This is a genomic window from Streptomyces sp. NPDC002156 (genome assembly GCF_053593675.1).
Window position 1 is genome coordinate 19,693 of sequence record NZ_JBSFDA010000097.1, and the last position, 18,712, is coordinate 38,404.

The 18,712-nt window shown below is 67.8% G+C and carries 13 protein-coding genes; 11 read left to right on the forward strand and 2 right to left on the reverse strand.

Translation table 11 applies throughout. The features are described 5' to 3' along the window. Window positions 1–12 precede the first annotated feature (12 nt). Window positions 13–207: a hypothetical protein gene (locus ACWCRB_RS31740; protein ID WP_450999333.1), complete on the forward strand. Its 195-nt coding sequence runs from the start codon at window positions 13–15 to the stop codon at window positions 205–207. A gap of 220 nt (window positions 208–427) precedes the next feature. Here the strand turns inward: ACWCRB_RS31740 and ACWCRB_RS31745 are convergent, their stop codons facing one another. Then, window positions 428–4,255 carry a GH92 family glycosyl hydrolase gene (locus ACWCRB_RS31745; protein ID WP_450999334.1) on the reverse strand — a complete coding sequence of 1,276 codons (3,828 nt, stop codon included), beginning with the start codon at window positions 4,253–4,255 and terminating at the stop codon, window positions 428–430. Window positions 4,256–4,710: 455 nt separating this feature from the next. Between ACWCRB_RS31745 and ngcE the strand changes: the two genes are divergently transcribed. From ngcE to ACWCRB_RS31790, 9 genes are all read left to right on the forward strand, one after another. After that, window positions 4,711–6,180 (forward strand): N-acetylglucosamine/diacetylchitobiose ABC transporter substrate-binding protein, encoded by a 1,470-nt coding sequence (gene ngcE / locus ACWCRB_RS31750; protein ID WP_450999335.1) that lies wholly within the window; start codon window positions 4,711–4,713, stop codon window positions 6,178–6,180. A gap of 69 nt (window positions 6,181–6,249) precedes the next feature. Beyond that, window positions 6,250–7,176 (forward strand): carbohydrate ABC transporter permease, encoded by a 927-nt coding sequence (locus ACWCRB_RS31755; protein WP_450999336.1) that lies wholly within the window; start codon window positions 6,250–6,252, stop codon window positions 7,174–7,176. Window positions 7,177–7,181: 5 nt separating this feature from the next. Next, on the forward strand, window positions 7,182–8,108 hold the full coding sequence (locus ACWCRB_RS31760; RefSeq protein ID WP_450999337.1) for a carbohydrate ABC transporter permease: 927 nt from the start codon (window positions 7,182–7,184) through the stop codon (window positions 8,106–8,108). Window positions 8,109–8,300: 192 nt separating this feature from the next. Beyond that, window positions 8,301–9,500, forward strand: coding sequence for an ROK family transcriptional regulator (locus ACWCRB_RS31765; protein WP_369029498.1), 1,200 nt, complete (start codon window positions 8,301–8,303; stop codon window positions 9,498–9,500). Window positions 9,501–9,622: 122 nt separating this feature from the next. Further along, the gene (locus ACWCRB_RS31770) at window positions 9,623–10,723 is read left to right on the forward strand and encodes a sugar ABC transporter substrate-binding protein (protein WP_450999338.1); all 1,101 of its coding nucleotides are present in this window, start codon (window positions 9,623–9,625) and stop codon (window positions 10,721–10,723) included. 253 nt (window positions 10,724–10,976) lie between these two features. After that, entirely contained in the window at window positions 10,977–11,768 is a 792-nt protein-coding gene (locus ACWCRB_RS31775; protein ID WP_235474268.1) for an ATP-binding cassette domain-containing protein, read from the forward strand. Continuing rightward, on the forward strand, window positions 11,765–13,084 hold the full coding sequence (locus ACWCRB_RS31780) for a sugar ABC transporter permease (RefSeq protein ID WP_450999339.1): 1,320 nt from the start codon (window positions 11,765–11,767) through the stop codon (window positions 13,082–13,084). Before ACWCRB_RS31775 ends, ACWCRB_RS31780 begins: the two co-directional genes overlap by 4 nt. A gap of 288 nt (window positions 13,085–13,372) precedes the next feature. Continuing rightward, a complete protein-coding gene (gene dxs, locus ACWCRB_RS31785; protein ID WP_405534961.1) occupies window positions 13,373–15,298 on the forward strand; it encodes a 1-deoxy-D-xylulose-5-phosphate synthase in 1,926 nt (641 codons plus the stop codon). Between the two features lie 146 nt (window positions 15,299–15,444). Beyond that, window positions 15,445–16,965 carry an amino acid permease gene (locus ACWCRB_RS31790; protein WP_450999340.1) on the forward strand — a complete coding sequence of 507 codons (1,521 nt, stop codon included), beginning with the start codon at window positions 15,445–15,447 and terminating at the stop codon, window positions 16,963–16,965. Window positions 16,966–17,013: 48 nt separating this feature from the next. Here ACWCRB_RS31790 and ACWCRB_RS31795 read toward each other — a convergent pair whose 3' ends face one another. Next, window positions 17,014–17,391, reverse strand: coding sequence for an NTP pyrophosphohydrolase (locus ACWCRB_RS31795; protein WP_450999341.1), 378 nt, complete (start codon window positions 17,389–17,391; stop codon window positions 17,014–17,016). A 143-nt stretch (window positions 17,392–17,534) separates the two neighbouring features. On the opposite strand from ACWCRB_RS31795, the gene ACWCRB_RS31800 reads away from it, so the two are divergent. Then, complete coding sequence (locus tag ACWCRB_RS31800; RefSeq protein ID WP_450999342.1) at window positions 17,535–18,605, forward strand: hypothetical protein; 1,071 nt, start codon at window positions 17,535–17,537, stop codon at window positions 18,603–18,605. Window positions 18,606–18,712: the final 107 nt, after the last annotated feature.

The window sequence follows — 18,712 nt, forward strand, 5'->3', positions numbered from 1 at the left end:
CACCATCGATGGATGGGGCAACGGCCTAACCTTCCCGAGGAGTTCAGGTCCGAGGCACGCATCGCCTTCGCGTTCCTCGTCGAGACGGAGGGCTTCGCCGAGCCGGAGGACGACGACCTCGGGCTCAGGTACTGCCGCGTTGACCTGGAAGTGCGCGCCTCTGTTGCCATCTGGGACGACCTGAGCCCTGCGTGTGGACGCGCCTGAGCCCGATCGCGCCGGACGGCACACGAGGGTGGGGTGCGTCGCTGGACGACCTCTACACAGCCGTCGGCTGCGGCCCACCCCAGGACGTCCCCGGCACGGTCCACAACCGACGCTCCATGCTCAAGCGAGTCCACCAACACGCAGAAGCCCTAAGCCGGTTACTGCCCCGCCTCCCCGCCCGCTTCCCCGACCCCTGATCGGCGAAGCGGGCGGGGAGCACTCAGCCCAGCAACTCCACCTCCGCCAACGTCGACTCCCCGTCGAGCACCAGCCGATACCGCGCATACGACCCCGCCGACGCCACCGAGAACGCCCGGGTCTGCCGGTCCCACTGGAACGACTCACCCGAACGCCGGTCCAGTGTCCGCCAGTTGGTGCCGTCCGAGGAGCCCTGCAACACCCAGCCCGTCGGGGCCGCGGCCCGGTCCGCCGACGTCAGCGTGTACTGGACGGCCTTCGTACGACCGGCGAGCGGCAGGTCCACGGATGTCACCGTCGCGTTCGTCGCCGACGTGTTGTCGAACAACTCCTCGTTCAACGCGCCCTCACCCACCACCACATCCGCCCTTGGCGTCGGCACCTTGTCGTCCTTGGTGATCGACACCGGCGCCGCGCTCTTGGACGTTCCCCATGCCGAGGGCTTGGCGCCCATGTCGAACTCCAGGGTTCCGCCCCGGGAGACGATCGAGTGGGGGAGTGAAGTGGACGTCCAGGACTTGCCGTTGACCTTCAAGCCTTGGACGTACACGTTCCGGGCGCTGTTCTTCGGGGCCTTGACGACCAGGTCCCGTCCGTTCTCCAAGTGCACCGTCGCCTTTGTGAACAGCGGGGAGCCGATGGCGTATTCGCCGCTGCCCATGACCAGCGGGTAGAAGCCGAGCGCCGAGAACAGGTACCAGGCCGACTGCTCGCCGTTGTCCTCGTCGCCGTGGTAGCCCTGCCCGATCTCGCTGCCCGTGTAGAGCCGGGAGAGGACCTCGCGGACGTTCTTCTGTGTCTTCCAGGGCTGCCCGGCCGCGTCGTACATGTAGTTCACGTGGTGGGCCACCTGGTTGGAGTGGCCGTACATGCCCATCCGGACGTCCCGGGCCTCCGTCATCTCGTGGATGACCCCGGAATAGGAGCCGATGAAGTCCGGCGAGGCCGTCTCCGGCGTCGAGAAGTACGCGTCCAGCTTCTGGGCCAGCCCCGCGCGCCCGCCGTACAGGTTGGCCAGACCCCGGCTGTCCTGCGGGGCGGTGAACGCGTAGCCCCAGCCGTTGGTCTCGGTGTAGTCGTGGCCCCACACCCGCGGGTCGTACTTCGAGGACTCGACGCGCCACTCGCCGGTTCCGGTGCGCCCCTGGAAGAAGCTGGCCCGGGAGTCGAAGAGGTTCACGTAGTCCTGGGCGCGGTCGAGGAAGTACTCCGACTCCTCCTTGTAGCGCTTCTCGCCGGTCTTCTTGTAGAGCGCCTGGCCCATCCGTGCGATGCCGTAGTCGTTGAGGTAGCCCTCCAGCGCCCACGACAGGCCCTCGTGGGTGTCGGTGCTCGTGTAGCCGAGGAAGGGCGAGGTGGCCATGCCCTTGCGGCCGACGCCCGCTGACGGGGGCACGACCGTGGCGTTCTTCAGGGCCGCGTCGTAGGCCGACCTCGCGTCGAAGTCGACGCCCTTCACATACGCGTCCGCGAAGGCCACGTCCGAGGAGGTGCCGGTCATCAGGTCGGCGTACCCGGGGGAGGACCAGCGCGAGGTCCAGCCGCCGTCCTTGTACTGCTGGACGAACCCGTCGACCATCTCGCCCGCCTGGGAGGGCGTGAGGAAGGAGTACGCCGGCCATGTCGTCCGGTACGTGTCCCAGAAGCCGTTGTTGACGTACACCTTGCCGTCCACGATCTTCGCGCCGGTGTGCGTCGGGGTGTCGGGACCCGGCATCGGGGAGAACGGCGAGGCGTACTGGTACTTCGAACCGACCTTCTCGAAACCGGAGTTGGGGTACAGATACAGCCGGTACAGGCTGGAGTACAGCGTGGTGAGCTGGTCCTGCGTGGCGCCCTCGACCTCGACCTTGCCGAGGATCCGGTCCCAGGCCCGCTGGGCGGAGCGCTTCACGTCGTCGAAGGACCTGCCGTCCGGGACCTCCTGGCGCAGGTTGTCCTTCGCCTGGTCGATGCTGATCAGCGAGGTCGCCAGGCGCAGGGTGACGGTCCGGTCGGCGCCGGCGTCGAAGCGCAGGTAGCCCTTGACCCCGCTCGAAGAGCCCTCCTTGACGGGCTTGTCGAAGACGCCGTACACGAACAGCCGGGTGGCTCCCGCGGACTGCCCGGACTTCACGTCCGAGTACCCCGTCACCACACCGGCCGAGGTGTCGAGCGTCAGCCCCGCCTGGTCCGTCACGTTGTCGAGGACGACGCTCGCGTCGTCACCGGGGTACGTGAAACGCAGCACCGCCGCGTGATCCGTCGGCGCCATCTCCGTCTTCAGCCCGTTCTCGAACCGCACCCCGTAGTAGTAGGGCCGCGCGGTCTCGTTCTCGTGCCGGAAGGCCAGCGCCCGTGCCGTACGCCCGGTGTCCGGAGTGCCGGCGGCGGCCGACGGCATCACCTGGAAGGTCTGCCGGTCACCCATCCAGGGGCTGGGCTCATGGCTGGCGCTGAACGCCTGGATCGTCGGCAGGTTGTCGTCGTTGTTGGCCCGCGCGTAGTCGTACAGCCAGCTCAGCGAGCCCGCGTTGGTCACCGGCGTCCAGAAGTTGAACCCGTGCGGCACCGCTGTCGCGGGGAAGTTGTTGCCGCGCGAGAAGCCGCCGCTGGAGTTGGTGCCACGGGTCGTCGACGCGTAGTCCGACAGATGCGCCTTGGGCTTCTCCTGCGGTACGGCCTTCAGCGCCACGTCGTCCAGCCAGCCCCGGAACTTCGCCGGCCCCTTGGGGGAGTCGTACGCCACCAGGATCCGGTCGACGGTCTTACCGGCCGCGACCGACCCGATCCGCGAGGCCACGTTGTTCCACTGGTTGACGTACAGGACCTTGGCCGCCCCCTGCCCCTGCGGGGTGAGCGCGAACCCGTGCTGGTCGGTCGCCTTCAGGTCGCTCAGATAGGTCCCGTCCGTGAAGGCGAGGTCCACGGAGACGTTGGTGGCGTCGTAGTCCAGGTCGCCGTCCGCCATCGACGGGAAGATCCGGTACGACAGCTGCGTGTCGCGTCCCACGGCCACATCGACGTCGAAGACCTTGTTGTACGAGTACGCCCGCCCGTCGGTGGTGTGCCGCCCGGCGTAACGCAGCGCCCGCTTGCCGGTGAAGCCGGCGCCCGACTTCGCCGTCGGCGAGCCGCTGGGGCCCTTGTCGACCAGCGAGAGCATGTCCTGAGGCAGCGGGTCGGCACCGCCGCCCTTGGAGAACTGGACGTCGGCGAGCTGGAGGATGTCGCCACCGTTGTTCCTGGAGATCTCCAGCCGGAAGTGCCGGTACTCGGCCGGGCTCGCGATGTCGTAGGTCTTCGTCTGGAACGGCTCGGAGAAGGACTCGCCGGTGCGGGTGTCCACCGTGGTCCAGTTCGTGCCGTCCGTGGAGCCCCGCAGGGTCCAGTCCCGCGGGTTGCGTTCGTCGTGGTCGTTGGCCGACGTGAGCGCGTAGGTGACCACCTCGACCGGTGCGGCCAGGTCGAACTCCACCCAGCCGGTGGGGGCGAACGTCAGCCACTTGGTGCTGGGCTCGACGTCGACGAGGTTCTCCTTCACCTCCTGCGCGCCGGCGTTCTCGCCGCTGGCCCGGACGTCCGTGACCTGGTCGGTCACATTGCCCGGAATTCCGGTGCTGTATCCGCCGTCCACGCCCGCGGCGCGTTCGGTGCCGTCGGCCGCCGTGTCGACGGTGTTCAGCCAGTCGGGCGCCGGTTCACCCGCCTCGAACGAGGAGGCGAACTCCCCGTCGGCGGCCGGTGCGGCGGTGGACAGCGCGGTTGCCGCGCCCTGACCGCCGATCACCAGTGCGAACACCGCCGTGATGGCCGAAACTGATCTGAACTCCCATCCGTACCGAGCCCTGTGCCGAACTCCATACCGCATGCGAGAGCACCCTCCCTGCCACCTGGACAACGTTGTCACCTTGGCTGCGCAGGAACCAGTAGGGAGTCAAGTGGCCAGTGGTGTCAAGGGTGTTGGGTGCGGCATTCGGGCCCAATATCGCGAATTTCCCGCTCAAAGGGATGCGTGCGGTCCACATATTTCCGCGAGGTCTCAACTCGGAAAAGACCCGCGGCCAACCCTGCATTCGATCTTGCCCCTTTGACGGGAAGTGGACTATACCTGTCGGCGTCTGAGTACTGTTCGACCGGTCGACGACTGGTGCGGGGGAGCCGGAAGGGTGGTTTGACGTGCTGAACGCGCGGCCCGCCGGGTATTCCCTCTGATCAAGGCACATCACGCACTAAGTACTTCCTGCACGACCCAGTACGACCCGACCGCGGTGCCGGGAGGATCCGGTTCACCGCCTGAGTCCTGGAGAAGGCGAGGACTTGAGCATGGGATCCACCTCCGGCGAGAGCCGCACCACCGGTACCACCCCTGTGAACGGTGTGGGGCGCCGTGACCTGATCAAGCGTTCCGCGGCGCTCGGTCTGATCTCCGTCCCCACGATGAGCTTCCTGTCCGCGTGTGCGAGCAGCGGCGGAGGGGACGACGAGGACAAGGCCGCCGCGGGCAAGAAGACCGCGAAGAACCCCCTGGCCGTCAACGACACCGCCCAGATGGAGTTCGTGCTGTTCGACGGCGGTTTCGGCAAGGAGTACGCCGAGGACGCGGTCAAGATCTACGAGACGAACTTCCCCAAGGCGAAGGTCAAGTTCTCCGCCACCCAGAAGATCCAGTCCACGCTCCAGCCCCGCTTCAACCAGGGCACCCCGCCGGACCTGATCGACAACTCCGGTGCCGAGCAGATGGACATGGGCGTCCTGGCCGGCAAGAGCCAGCTCGCCGACCTCACCCCGCTGCTGGACGCCCCGTCCTACGACGACCCGAACAAGAAGGTCCGCGACACCCTGCGGCCGGGCATCGTCGAGATGGGCCAGCTCGACGGCGACCCGGTCTGGATCATGTACTACGCCTACACGGTGTACGGCGTCTGGTACTCCCAGAAGGCCCTGGACTCGCTCGACGCCACGTACCCCGAGACGTGGGACGAGATGCTCGCCGTGTGCGAGAAGGCCAAGAAAAAGGGCATGGCCGGCTGGACCTACGCGGGCAAGTACCCGTACTACCTGCCCTTCTCGCTCTACCCGATGATCGGCAAGGTCGGCGGTGTCGAGGTCCTCGACGCGATCGACAACCTGGAGCCCAACGCCTGGAAGAACCCGGCTGTCAAGGCCTGTTTCGAGGCGTACTACGAGCTGTACAAGAAGGGGTACGTCCTTCAGGGCACCCCTGGTCTCGACCACATCCAGTCGCAGACCGCGTGGGCCAAGGGCAAGGCGCTGTTCATCCCGAACGGCTCCTGGGTGGAGAACGAGTCGGCGAACGTCATGCCGGCCGACTTCGACCTCGCCGTCTCCGCGCCGACCGGCATCGACAGCTCCGACAAGCTGCCGTTCGGCACGATCTGGGCCTCAGGCGGCGAGCCGTTCATCGTCCCGTCCAAGGCGAAGAACACGTCGGGCGGCATGGAGCAACTGCGCATCATGCTCAGCGAGGCGTCCTCGAAGAACTTCACCACCAAGGTCAAGTCGCTGACCGCGTACAACGGCGGCACCGACGGCATCACCCTCACCCCGGGCCTCAAGTCCGGTGTGGCGGCGCTGGAGAAGGCCGGCGACAACGTCGTCAACCCGCGGCTGCAGGACTGGTACGTACAGCTCCAGAAGGAGCAGATCGGGGTCTCGGGACTCGGCGAGATGATGGCCGGGCGGCTCACCCCGGCCGAGGCCATCAAGAAGATCCAGGACTACGCCGACGCGACCGCGAAGGACACGTCGATCAAGCACTACAAGCACCAGTGATCGAAGCGGTCGAGAACTGATGATGAGTCACCGGCGGCGGCACCCGCGTACGGAACGGGGTCTGTGGTAATGCAGCACGGCAAGTACCGCTTCATCGTGGGATTCCTGGCGGTCCCTCTGGGGCTGTACGCACTATTCGTCGTCTGGCCGTTCATCCAGTCCATCTATTACTCGTTCACGGACTGGACCGGACTGAGCCCGGAATTCAAGATGGTCGGCTTCGACAACTACAAGAGGATGTTCGACGACGAGATCTTCTGGAAGTCGTTGCAGCACAGCCTCCTGTTCGCGTTGCTGCTGCCGCTGGTGACGATCGGTCTGGCGCTGTTCTTCGCCTTCATGATCAATGTGGGCGGGAAGCGGCGCCGCGGCGGACCGGTGATTTCCGGGGTCCGCGGCTCCTCGTTCTACAAGATCGTCTACTTCTTTCCACAGGTCCTGTCGATCGCGATCGTCGCGCTGCTGTTCGCTTTCGCGTACAACCCGGAGAGTGGTGCGATCAACTCGCTGCTGCGCGGCATCGGGCTCGACAGCGTCCAGCCGCTCTGGCTGGGCGACCCGGACCTCGCCCTCTGGTGTGTGATGGCGGTGCTGGTCTGGTCGACGGTCGGCTTCTTCGTGGTGCTGTTCTCGGCAGGCATGGCGTCCATCCCGGCCGACCTGTACGAGGCCGCGCTGCTCGACGGCGCGGGCCGGGCCACCACGTTCTTCCGGATCACCCTGCCGCTGCTGTGGGACACCGTGCAGTCCGGCTGGGTCTACATGGGCATTCTCGCGCTGGGCGCCGAGTCGTTCGCGGTCGTCCAGATCATGACGACCGGGCCCGGCGGTCCGGACTACTCGACGACCGTCATGGTCCTGTACGTCTACCAGAAGGCCTTCCGCGACGGTCAGGCCGCCTACGCAACCACCATCGGGGTCGCCCTGCTCGTCGTCACGCTGGCCTTCGCGGCCCTCGTGATGCGGCTGGGCCGGCGCGAGCGGCTGGAGTACTGACACCTATGAAGACGACCGACAGCACACCGTCGGACACGGTCCCCCACCAGGCAGGAGGGCCCGTGCGGAAGGCGGACGCGCCCGCGAAGGGCGACCGGGAGAAGCGCGAGGGCAGGGTCCTCAACGTCTTCTCGCACGGCATGCTCATCCTCTGGGCGTTCATGGTCGTGATGCCGCTCCTGTGGGCGGTGATGACGTCCTTCAAGGACGACAACGCGATCTTCAGCTCGCCCTGGTCCCTGCCGGACGAGCTGCACTTCGACAACTGGGCGCGGGCCTGGACCGACGCCAACATGAGCGACTACTTCCTCAACACCATCCTGGTGGTGGCCGGTTCGCTCATCGGCACCCTGGTGCTGGGCTCGATGGCCGCGTACGTCCTGGCGCGGTTCGAGTTCCCGGGCAACCGGTTCATCTACTTCCTGTTCATCGGCGGCATGAGCTTCCCGATCATGCTGGCCCTGGTCCCGCTGTTCTACGTCGTGGACAACATGGGGCTGCTGAACACGCTCCACGGGCTGATCCTGGTCTACATCGCCTACTCGCTGCCGTTCACGGTCTTCTTCCTGACCGCGTTCTTCCGTACGCTGCCGACCTCGGTGGCGGAGGCGGCCTTCGTCGACGGGGCCTCGCACTCCCGGACCTTCTTCCAGGTCATGCTGCCGATGGCCAAGCCCGGGCTGATCAGCGTGGGGATCTTCAACTTCCTCGGCCAGTGGAACCAGTACATGCTGCCGACGGTGCTCAACACCGACCCCGACAAGCGGGTCCTCACCCAGGGCCTGGTGCAGCTGGCCGCCAGTCAGGGCTACAAGGGCGACTGGTCGGGTCTCTTCGCCGGCCTGGTGATGGCGATGCTGCCGGTGCTGGCCGCGTACATCATCTTCCAGCGACAGGTGGTGACGGGTCTGACCGCCGGCGCGCTGAAATAACCGGAACCTTTCGTTCGGCCGCCGTACGCGCGCGTGCATACCGCAAACGGTGCACGCGCGCTGCTTTGTGTACAAGACCTCGGATGCAGTTCAACCTCTTGACGGGAGGCGACCCTAACGGCTCAGCTTAGAGTTCACTAGTTGGACATAGACGGGGCCTCATCGAAGCGGTCCCGTGCGCAGGAGGTCGTCGTGGAGACTCCGGGGTCGCAGTCGTCACTGCACCGAGCCAACCTGGAACGGGTCGTACGGGCCGTACGCCTCGCCGGGTCGCTCACGCAGGCCGAGATCGCCAGGACGACCGGCCTGTCCGCGGCCACGGTGTCCAACATCGTGCGCGAGCTGAAGGACGGCGGAACGGTCGAGGTGACGCCCACCTCGGCGGGTGGCCGCAGGGCCCGGGCCGTCTCGCTGAGCGGCGACGCCGGCATCGTGATCGGCATCGACTTCGGGCACACCCACCTGCGCGTCGCGATCGGCAACCTCGCCCACCAGGTGCTGGCCGAGGAGTCCGAGCCGCTGGACGTGGACGCCTCCGCCGCACAGGGCTTCGACCGGGCGGAAGAGCTGGTCAGTCGCCTGATCGCAGCAACGGGCGTCGACCGTTCCAAGATCGCCGGCGTGGGCCTGGGCGTACCGGGTCCGATCGACGTGGAGTCGGGCACGCTGGGCTCCAGCGCGATCCTGCCCGGCTGGATCGGCACCAGACCCGGCGAGGAGATGCGGGGCCGCCTCGGCGTGCCGGTGCACGTGGACAACGACGCCAATCTCGGGGCCCTCGGCGAGCTCGTTTGGGGCAGTGGCCGGGGGGTGCGCGACCTGGCGTACATCAAGGTCGCGAGCGGGGTGGGCGCCGGGCTGGTGATCAGTGGGAAGATCTACCGGGGCCCGGGTGGCACAGCGGGAGAAATCGGGCATATTACTCTTGATGAATCCGGCCCCGTCTGCCGTTGCGGAAACCGGGGCTGCCTGGAGACCTTCGCGGCGGCGCGCTATGTGCTTCCGCTCCTCCAGTCCAGCCACGGAACCGACCTGACCATGGAAGGTGTCGTGCGGCTGGCGCGGGACGGTGACCCGGGCTGCCGTCGCGTGATCGCCGACGTCGGCCGACACATCGGCAGTGGAGTCGCCAATCTCTGCAATCTGCTGAACCCGAGCCGGGTGGTCCTCGGTGGTGATCTCGCCGAGGCCGGTGAGCTGGTGCTCGGTCCCATAAGAGAGTCCGTAGGCCGCTATGCGATCCCCAGTGCGGCACGTCAACTGTCCGTTCTCCCGGGGGCACTTGGAGGCCGTGCGGAGGTGCTCGGAGCACTCGCTCTCGCGCTGAGCGAGATGGGTGATTCGACCCTTTTGGACGGCACGCTGACCACAGCCACTCCTGTCTTCACCTAGAGAACGAACAAAGCCGTTGCCAACCCGTTAAGGATTTACTTCTTGACGTCGCACGTGTGGCCGAGTTGACTTCCAGCCACCTCGGTCGCAGCGTTGCGGCCCTGTCAGGGAGGCACCCCCAAATGAACGCGTTGATGCGTAGAGTCGTGATCGGTACCACAGCAATCTCCATGGCTCTCGCTGTGGCCGCCTGTGGCAAGGCCGGAGACGACGACTCAGACAGCAGCAGCACCGGCTCCGGCGGCGACAAGTCGATCGGCCTGCTTCTGCCCGACAGTGTCACCACCCGTTACGCCAAGTTCGACAAGCCGTACTTCGACGCGAAGGTCAAGGAGCTGTGCTCCGACTGCACGCTGGAGTACGCCAACGCGGCCGGTAGCGCCGCGACCCAGGCCCAGCAGGTCAGCAGCATGATCACCAAGGGCGTCAAGGTCATCGCGATCAGCGCCGTCGACTCCGCCGCGATCAAGTCCTCGATCCAGGCCGCCGTCGACAAGGGCATCAAGGTCGTCGCGTACGACCGTCTGGCCCAGGGCCCGGTCTCCGCGTACATCTCCTTCGACAACGAGAAGGTCGGCGAGCTCCAGGGCCAGTCCCTGCTCGACGCGCTGGGCGCCAAGGCCACCCCGAAGGCCAAGGTCGTCATGATCAACGGCCTGGCCTCGGACCCGAACGCCGGGCTGTTCAAGAAGGGCGCCCACAGCGTCCTCGACGGCAAGGTCGACATCGCCTACGAGCAGGCCGGCGACTGGGACGACAAGGTCGCCGCCCAGAAGATGTCCGCCGCCATCACCCAGCTGGGCGCCAAGAACATCGCGGGCGTCTACTCGGCCAACGACGGCATGGCCGGCGGCATCGCCACCGTCCTCAAGGGCGCGGGCATCAGCACCGTCCCGCTGACCGGTCAGGACGCCGAGCTGAGCAGCATCCAGCGGATCCTCGCCGGCACGCAGGCCAGCACGATCTACAAGGCGTACAAGCCGGAGGCCGACGGCGCCGCCGAGCTGGCCGTCGCCCTGCTGGAGGGCAAGAGCATCGACTCGCTCGCCAGCACGACGCAGACCAGCGGTTCCGGTGACAAGGTGCCTTCGAACCTGCTGACCCCGGTCACGCTGACGAAGGACAACATCGAGGACACCGTGATCAAGGACAAGCTGTACACGGTCGCCGAGATCTGCACCGGCGAGTTCGCCGCCGCCTGCAAGACCGCCGGTCTTCAGTAGGCACACCCCGATCGCCGGCACCGGGTGGGCGCTCTCACGGGCGCCCACCCGGACATGACCGCCCGGCGGTCCCGCGAGACCTGTCCGACGCCCGCCCCGGCCTTCAGACCCCGCTGCCGGGACGGGCGTCGGACGGAACCCGTTGCCATCGGCAGCGGAATCGCGCATGTTCACCTTGTAAACCAGTGCCTCGTGCACAACCCTCCGCGCCTTATGACAGCGCGGCATCCCCGCCGGTCAGGCGGCGAAGGAGATGGTTCACGTGTCCGCTACGCCCGTGTTGGCGTTGCGCGGAGTCTCCAAGCGATTCGGTGCGGTGCAGGCCCTCACCGATGTCGAACTGGAGGTCCACGCCGGAGAAGTGGTCGCGCTCGTCGGCGACAACGGCGCAGGAAAGTCCACCCTGGTCAAGACGATCGCGGGTGTGCATCCCATCGATGACGGCGTCATCGAGTGGGAGGGCAAGCCGGTCAGCATCAACCGGCCGCACGACGCCCAGGGACTCGGCGTCGCGACGGTCTACCAGGACCTCGCGCTGTGCGACAACCTCGATGTGGTCGGCAACCTCTACCTCGGACGCGAGCTGCTGCGCCGCGGCGTCATCGACGAGGTCACGATGGAGAAGAACTCGCGTGAACTGCTGAGCACGCTCTCCATCCGCATCCCCAGCGTGCGCATCCCGATCGCGAGCCTCTCCGGCGGTCAGCGCCAGGTCGTCGCCATCGCCCGTGCGCTGATCGGCGACCCCAAGGTCGTCATCCTCGACGAGCCCACCGCCGCCCTCGGTGTCGAGCAGACCGCACAGGTCCTCGACCTCGTCGAGCGGCTGCGCGAGCGCAACCTCGGCGTCATCCTCATCAGCCACAACATGGCCGATGTGAAGGCGGTCGCCGACACCGTCGCCGTGCTGCGCCTGGGCAAGAACAACGGTTCCTTCTCCGTGAAGGACACCAGTCAGGAAGAGATCATCTCCGCCATCACCGGGGCCACGGAAAACGCCGTGACCCGTCGTGCGGGGCGTCGCAGCACGGAGGCCGCGAAGTGAGCGACACGTCGAAGACAGCGAAGAAGGACGGCGTGGTCGAGACTCAGGCCACCGTGGCCCCCGCCGACGACCCCACGGCCGCGGCCGTACAGGTCGTCGACCCGCGGCTGCTGGTCCGCGAAGAGGGCCTGAAGGGCTACTGGACCGAGTTCAAGCGCAAGGTGAAGGGCGGCGAGATCGGCTCCCTGCCGGTCGTCATCGGCCTGATCGTCATCTGGACGATCTTCCAGCTGAAGAACGACCGGTTCCTCAGCGCCGAGAACCTGTCCAACATCAGCTTCTACCTGTCGGCCACCGGCATGATCGCCATCGGCCTGGTGTTCGTGCTGCTGCTCGGCGAGATCGACCTGTCGGTCGCCTCCGTCAGCGGCCTGGCGTCCACACTGTTCGCCGTGTTCGTGGTCAACCACGGGGTGAACGTCTGGCTCGCCCTGCTGCTGACCATCGTGGTCGGCATCGGTATCGGCAGCCTGCACGGCTGGTTCTTCGCCAAACTCGGCGTACCGGCCTTCGTGGTCACCCTGGCCGGCTTCCTCGGCTGGAACGGCCTGATGCTGTGGCTGCTCGGCTCGACCGGCACCATCAACATCCCCGACGAGGGCCCGGTGCACCTCCTCGGGCAGCGGTCCTTCTTCATGGACCAGGCCATCATCGGCGCCTACCTGCTGGCCGGCCTCGGAGTCGTCTCCCTGCTCGCCGGATCGATCATCGAGCAGCGCCGCCGCAAGGACGCGGGAGTGCCCTACCGGACCAACGCCGAGATCGCGCTGCGCGTCGGTGCGCTCGCGGTGGCCGCGTTCGTCGCGGCGTACGTGCTGAACTCCGCCTCCGGCGTGTCCAACGCGCTGGTGATCTTCCTCGCGTGCCTGGTGATCGTCGACTTCGTGCTGCGGCGTACGACGTTCGGCCGCAAGGTCTTCGCGGTCGGCGGTGGCATCGAGGCGGCTCGGCGTGCGGGTATCAACGTTCCGCTGATCCGGATCGCGGTCTTCGCGATCGCCGGTGGGTTCGCGGCGATCGGCGGGATGTTCTTCGCCGGCCAGACGCAGAGCGCTTCGCTGACGTCGGGCGGCGGTAACACGCTGATGCTGGCGATCGCGGCGGCGGTTATCGGTGGCACCAGCCTCTTCGGTGGGCGGGGCACGGTGTGGTCCGCGCTGCTGGGTATGTTGGTGATCCAGTCGATCCAGACGGGTCTGGATCTGCTGAACATGAACACGTCGATCCAGTACATGATCACTGGTGCGGTGCTGTTGGGTGCGGTTGTCATCGACTCGGTGTCGCGTAAGAGTCAGAAGGCTGCAGGTAGGGCTTAGCGGGGGAGCGCGGTGGGGGTTGCGGTTGTTGTCCGACTGCGGCCCGGCCGTGGCTTGTCGCGCAGTTCCCCGCGCCCCTGAAAGCGGCGCCTGCGGCGTGCTTTCGAAAACATGTGCCCGGTACCGTCTCGCGGTGCCGGGCACAGGTGTGTCATAGATAACCCCTTTCCTGGGTACGGCCGATCGCGTGACGTATCACGCACAGGCCGGGCGTTGTTCGCGAAGGCGGAACACTAGACTCGACACGCCCGGCGAAAGCTCGATCAGCTCTACTGCAAGGAGGCACGGGTGCCGCTGCTGACCCGCATCAGGGGACCGCGTGATCTTGACCGGCTCAGCCTGGAGCAGCTGGACCAGCTGGCCGAGGAGATCCGGACCTTCCTCGTCGACGCGGTCTCCAAGACCGGCGGCCACCTCGGCCCCAACCTCGGTGTCGTCGAGCTGACCATCGCGCTGCACCGGGTCTTCGACTCGCCGAAGGACAAGGTGCTGTGGGACACGGGCCACCAGTCCTACGTCCACAAGCTGCTCACCGGCCGTCAGGACTTCTCCAAGCTGAAGATGAAGGGCGGCCTCTCCGGCTACCCCTCGCAGGCCGAGTCCGAGCACGACATCATCGAGAACTCGCACGCCTCGACGGTCCTGGGCTGGGCCGACGGCCTCGCGAAAGCCAACCAGGTGCAGAAACGCGACGACCACCACGTGGTCGCCGTGATCGGTGACGGCGCGCTCACCGGCGGGATGGCCTGGGAAGCGCTGAACAACATCGCCGACGCCAAGGACCGCCCGCTGGTCATCGTCGTCAACGACAACGAGCGTTCGTACGCGCCCACCATCGGCGGCCTCGCCAACCACCTGGCCACCCTGCGCACGACGGACGGCTACGAGCGGTTCCTCGCCAAGGGCAAGGACCTGCTGGAGCGGACCCCGGTCGTCGGCAGGCCGCTGTACGAGACCCTGCACGGCGCCAAGAAGGGCCTCAAGGACTTCATCGCCCCGCAGGGCATGTTCGAGGACCTCGGGCTCAAGTACGTCGGCCCCATCGACGGCCACGACATCGAGGCCCTGGAGTCCGCGCTGGCGCGGGCGAAGCGCTTCGGCGGGCCCGTCATCGTGCACTGCCTCACCGAGAAGGGCCGCGGCTACCAGCCCGCCCTCCAGGACGAGGCCGACCGCTTCCACGGCATCGGCCCCATCCACCCCGACACCGGCCTGCCGGTCAAGGCCTCCGGCGCCGACTGGACCTCCGTCTTCGGCGACGAGATGGTCGAGCTGGGCCGGGAGCGCGAGGACATCGTCGCCATCACGGCCGCGATGCTCCAGCCGGTCGGCCTGAAGAAGTTCGCGGACGCCTTCCCGGACCGCATCTACGACGTCGGCATCGCGGAGCAGCACGGCGCCGTCTCGGCGGCAGGCCTGGCGACCGGGGGAGTCCACCCTGTCTTCGCCGTCTACGCCACCTTCCTGAACCGGGCCTTCGACCAGGTCCTCATGGACGTGGCGCTGCACAAGTGCGGAGTGACGTTCGTGCTCGACCGGGCCGGCGTCACCGGCACCGACGGCGCCTCCCACAACGGTATGTGGGACATGTCGATCCTCCAGGTCGTCCCGGGCCTCAGGCTCGCCGCGCCGCGGGACGCCGACCAGGTCCGCGCCCAGCTCCGCGAGGCCGTCCAGGTCGACGACGCGCCGACCGTCGTCCGCTTCTCGAAGGGCGCCGTCGGCCCCGCCGTACCCGCTGTGGGACGCGTCGGCGGCATGGACGTCCTGCGCGAGCCGGGGACGGACACGCCCGACGTGCTCCTCGTCTCCGTGGGCGCGCTGGCCCCCATGTGCCTGGAGATCGCCGGGCTCCTTGAGCAGCAGGGCATCTCCACCACCGTCGTCGACCCGCGCTGGGTCAAGCCCGTCGACGAGGCCATGGCACCGCTCGCCGAGCGGCACCGCGTGGTCGTCACCGTCGAGGACAACTCCCGCGTGGGCGGCGTCGGTTCGGCCGTCGCACAGGCCCTGCGGGACGCGGGGGTCGACGTACCGCTGCGTGACTTCGGCATCCCGCCGCGCTTCCTCGACCACGCCTCCCGGGCCGAGGTCATGGCGGAGATCGGTCTGACCGCGCCGGACATCGCCCGCCAGGTCACCGGGCTGGTCTCGAAGATCGACGGCCGGTTCGAGCAGTCCGAGGTCGACTCGGTGGAGCCCGCCCGCGACTGAACCGCGGAACAGCCCCAATGGGCCGCTTTCACCACCCTTTACGGTGGGGAAAGCGGCCCATTAGCGTGAAATCCCTCGCGCCGGGGCATGCGCACCACGCCCCCTCTCGATCATGTCCGGGACGACACAGCGTGGGAGGTACGCCCGTGAGCAGCACCCTCTTCAGGACGAAGAAGGTCGAACAGTCCATCCGTGACACCGAGGAACCAGAGCACGCGCTCAAGAAATCCCTGTCCGCGCTGGATCTGACGGTCTTCGGTGTCGGTGTCATCATCGGCACCGGCATCTTCGTCCTCACCGGCACGGTCGCCAAGAACAACGCGGGCCCCGCCGTCGCCCTGGCCTTCGTGGTCGCCGGCGTCGTCTGCGCGCTCGCCGCGCTCTGCTACGCCGAGTTCGCCTCCACGGTCCCGGTGGCCGGGTCCGCGTACACGTTCTCGTACGCCTCGCTCGGCGAACTGCCCGCCTGGATCATCGGCTGGGACCTCGTGCTGGAGTTCGCGCTCGGTACGGCGGTGGTCGCCGTCGGCTGGTCCGGCTACATCGACTCGCTGCTCGACAACGCGGGCTGGCATCTGCCGGAGGCGCTCAGCGGCCGGGACGGCGCCGACGGCTTCGGCTTCGACATCCTCGCCGCCGCACTGGTCCTGGTGCTGACGGCCATCCTCGTGCTCGGTACGAAGCTGTCCGCGCGCGTGACCTCGGTCGTCGTCGCCATCAAGGTGACCGTCGTCCTGACCGTGATCATCGCGGGCGCCTTCTTCATCGAAAGCGGTAACTACGACCCGTTCGTCCCGAAGGCGCAGGAGGTGCCGGCGGGCGACAGCCTCCAAGCGCCGCTCATCCAGCTGATGTTCGGCTGGGCGCCCTCCAACTTCGGCGTGATGGGCATCTTCACCGCGGCCTCCGTCGTCTTCTTCGCCTTCATCGGCTTCGACGTGGTGGCCACGGCCGCGGAGGAGACCAAGAACCCGCAGCGGGACATGCCCCGGGGCATCATCGGCTCGCTCATCATCTGCACCACCCTCTACGTCCTGGTGTCGATCGTGGTCACAGGCATGCAGCACTACACCGAACTGTCGGTGACCGCGCCGCTCGCCGACGCCTTCAAGGCCACCGGACACCCGTGGTTCGCGGGCTTCATCAGCTTCGGCGCGGCGGTGGGCCTGACAACGGTCTGCATGATCCTTCTCCTCGGCCAGACCCGGGTCTTCTTCGCGATGAGCCGCGACGGCCTGCTGCCCCGCTTCTTCTCCCACGTCCACCCGCGCTTCCGGACCCCGCACCGTCCGACGATCCTGCTGGGCGTGATCATCGCGATCGTCGCCGGCTTCACCCCGCTGAGCGAACTCGCCGAACTGGTCAACATCGGCACGCTGTTCGCCTTCGTGGTCGTGGCGATCGGCGTGGTCATCCTCCGCAGGTCCCGCCCCGACCTGCACCGGGCCTTCCGCACCCCGTGGGTGCCGTTCATCCCGATCCTGTCGGTGCTCGCCTCGCTGTGGCTGATGCTGAACCTGCCCGCCGAGACCTGGCTCCGGTTCGCCCTCTGGATGGCGCTCGGCTTCATCGTGTACTTCGCGTACGGCCGCTCCCACAGCCTCCTCGGACGCCAACAGGAGACGACGGCGGGCCAGGTGCTCAAGCCCCCGACCGACACCAACTGACCTGAGAGGTCAGCGAATTGACCATCGGGCCCCGTCCCGTACGGCGTGCTAGTCGCTCCGTACCGAACGGGGCCCGGTGACGTCGGCGCCCAACTCCGCGACCCGGCGCCGCAGTTCACGATCGGCGGTGACGACGAGGATGTCCCGCCCCTGGGCCTCGGCGACCAGCTCGACCATCCGGTCGTCCCCGCTGCCGGCCGCCGACTCGACCCGTACGCCAGGGACGGACTCGACGCCCCGGGCCGCACCCTCGACGACGAGGACGATCTCCAGGGGCCCGGCGCGCCCGGCCAAGCCGCCCTCCCCATACCCGACCAGCCGGTCCCGCAGCCGCTCCGCAGCCCCGCGCCGGTCCCGCCACCAGCCGTCGGGAACGGAGCCGACGACATTGGCGGCGTCGACGATGAGGAGGAGTGGGGTGTCCATGGGGCCAGGGTCGCACGCGGCGCCGAAATGACGGGCAATGGCAGGTAAGGGCGGGTAAGGGAACGGCGAGTACCGGAATCGTCTGTACCGGATGAGGGGGGCCGGGAGGCGCGGCAAAGGTAAGAGCACACTAAAGTAGTCCAGTGCCCATTGTTCCTCCTTCCGCGACCACGGCCGTGGGGCGTCCCGAGTCGGTCAACGGCGACTGGCTGATACGGGGTCGCGACGGCCGGCTGAGCACGTACGACGCCGTGGGGGACGCGATCGTCTGCCGCGCGGAGTCCCGGCCCGGCGGGCCCTGGCTCGAACCCAGGCGCATCGGCGGCGACCAGCGCGTGCACCCCATGCTCGGCGTCGGCCAAGGCGCCGACCAGTACGCCCACTTGGCGACCTGGCGCCCCACGGTCAAGGGTGAGGCGGGCCTTGTCCACACCACCCACTTCCGCCCCGCTCTCGCCGCCCTCGACTGGACGCCCCTCGGCCACCCGAACCAGAAGGGTGACCGGACGGGCGTACCGGCGGTCGCCGTCGACGCGGAGGGCCGCGCCCATGTCTTCGTACGGAACGCGGTGGGCGGGGTCAGCATGCGCGGCCAGAAGGAGCGCGGTGGGTGGGGTCCCTGGCGCGACCTCAAGGGCGAAGGTGTGGAAGAGCAGTTGACGGCGGTCACGCGCACCTCGGGCCGCGTGGAGCTGTACGGCAACTCGCCCCACGGCATCGTGCGGTGGACGCAGGGCGGCCCCGGCTGGATCCCGGAACTCGACGAGACCCCGCTCAAGGTGACGGCCCGTCCGGGCACCCTGCGGGCGCTGGTGACGTCCGACGACCATGTGACCCTCTTCTACACGGACGAGACGGACACGGTGTGCGCGTGGCGGGCGGGGAGCGAGCCGGTGGAGGTTCTCCCGGGCGCGGGCCCCGGCCCCGTGTCGGTGATCCGCTGCACGTTGGACGAGATCGACTGCACGCTGCTCGCGCAGCGCTCGGCGAGCGGGCGGGTGGCGTTCGCGGCGTATCCGACGGAGCAGGAGTCGGCGGGGGCGTGGTGGACGGAGTCGGGCCCCCAACTCCCGCTGGACGCACGGGTGTCGCTGACGGAGGACGAAGACGGCAGGGTGGTCGCGGCGACGGTGGTGCCCGGGGGCGGGGACCTGAGGGTGGCGCGACGGAAGCGGGAACCGGGGCTGGCGTTGGAGGCGTGGCAGGCGGTGTGAGGGCTGTTTCTTCGCCCCCGCCGCCCCTACCCGTTCCCATCCCTGGGGGCTGCGCCCCCAGACCCCCGCTGTCGGCCTGAACGGCCTCGTCCTCAAACGCCGGACGG

Bases quoted from the DNA above. Each gene is read 5' to 3' on its own strand.
- ACWCRB_RS31760 (WP_450999337.1), top strand. From the start codon at position 7,182: ATGAAGACGACCGACAGCACACCGTCGGACACGGTCCCCCACCAGGCA.
- ACWCRB_RS31745 (WP_450999334.1), bottom strand. From the start codon at position 4,255: ATGCGGTATGGAGTTCGGCACAGGGCTCGGTACGGATGGGAGTTCAGA.
- ACWCRB_RS31775 (WP_235474268.1), top strand. From the start codon at position 10,977: ATGGTTCACGTGTCCGCTACGCCCGTGTTGGCGTTGCGCGGAGTCTCC.
- ngcE (WP_450999335.1), top strand. From the start codon at position 4,711: ATGGGATCCACCTCCGGCGAGAGCCGCACCACCGGTACCACCCCTGTG.
- ACWCRB_RS31770 (WP_450999338.1), top strand. From the start codon at position 9,623: ATGAACGCGTTGATGCGTAGAGTCGTGATCGGTACCACAGCAATCTCC.
- ACWCRB_RS31755 (WP_450999336.1), top strand. From the start codon at position 6,250: ATGCAGCACGGCAAGTACCGCTTCATCGTGGGATTCCTGGCGGTCCCT.
- ACWCRB_RS31740 (WP_450999333.1), top strand. From the start codon at position 13: ATGGGGCAACGGCCTAACCTTCCCGAGGAGTTCAGGTCCGAGGCACGC.
- ACWCRB_RS31795 (WP_450999341.1), bottom strand. From the start codon at position 17,391: ATGGACACCCCACTCCTCCTCATCGTCGACGCCGCCAATGTCGTCGGC.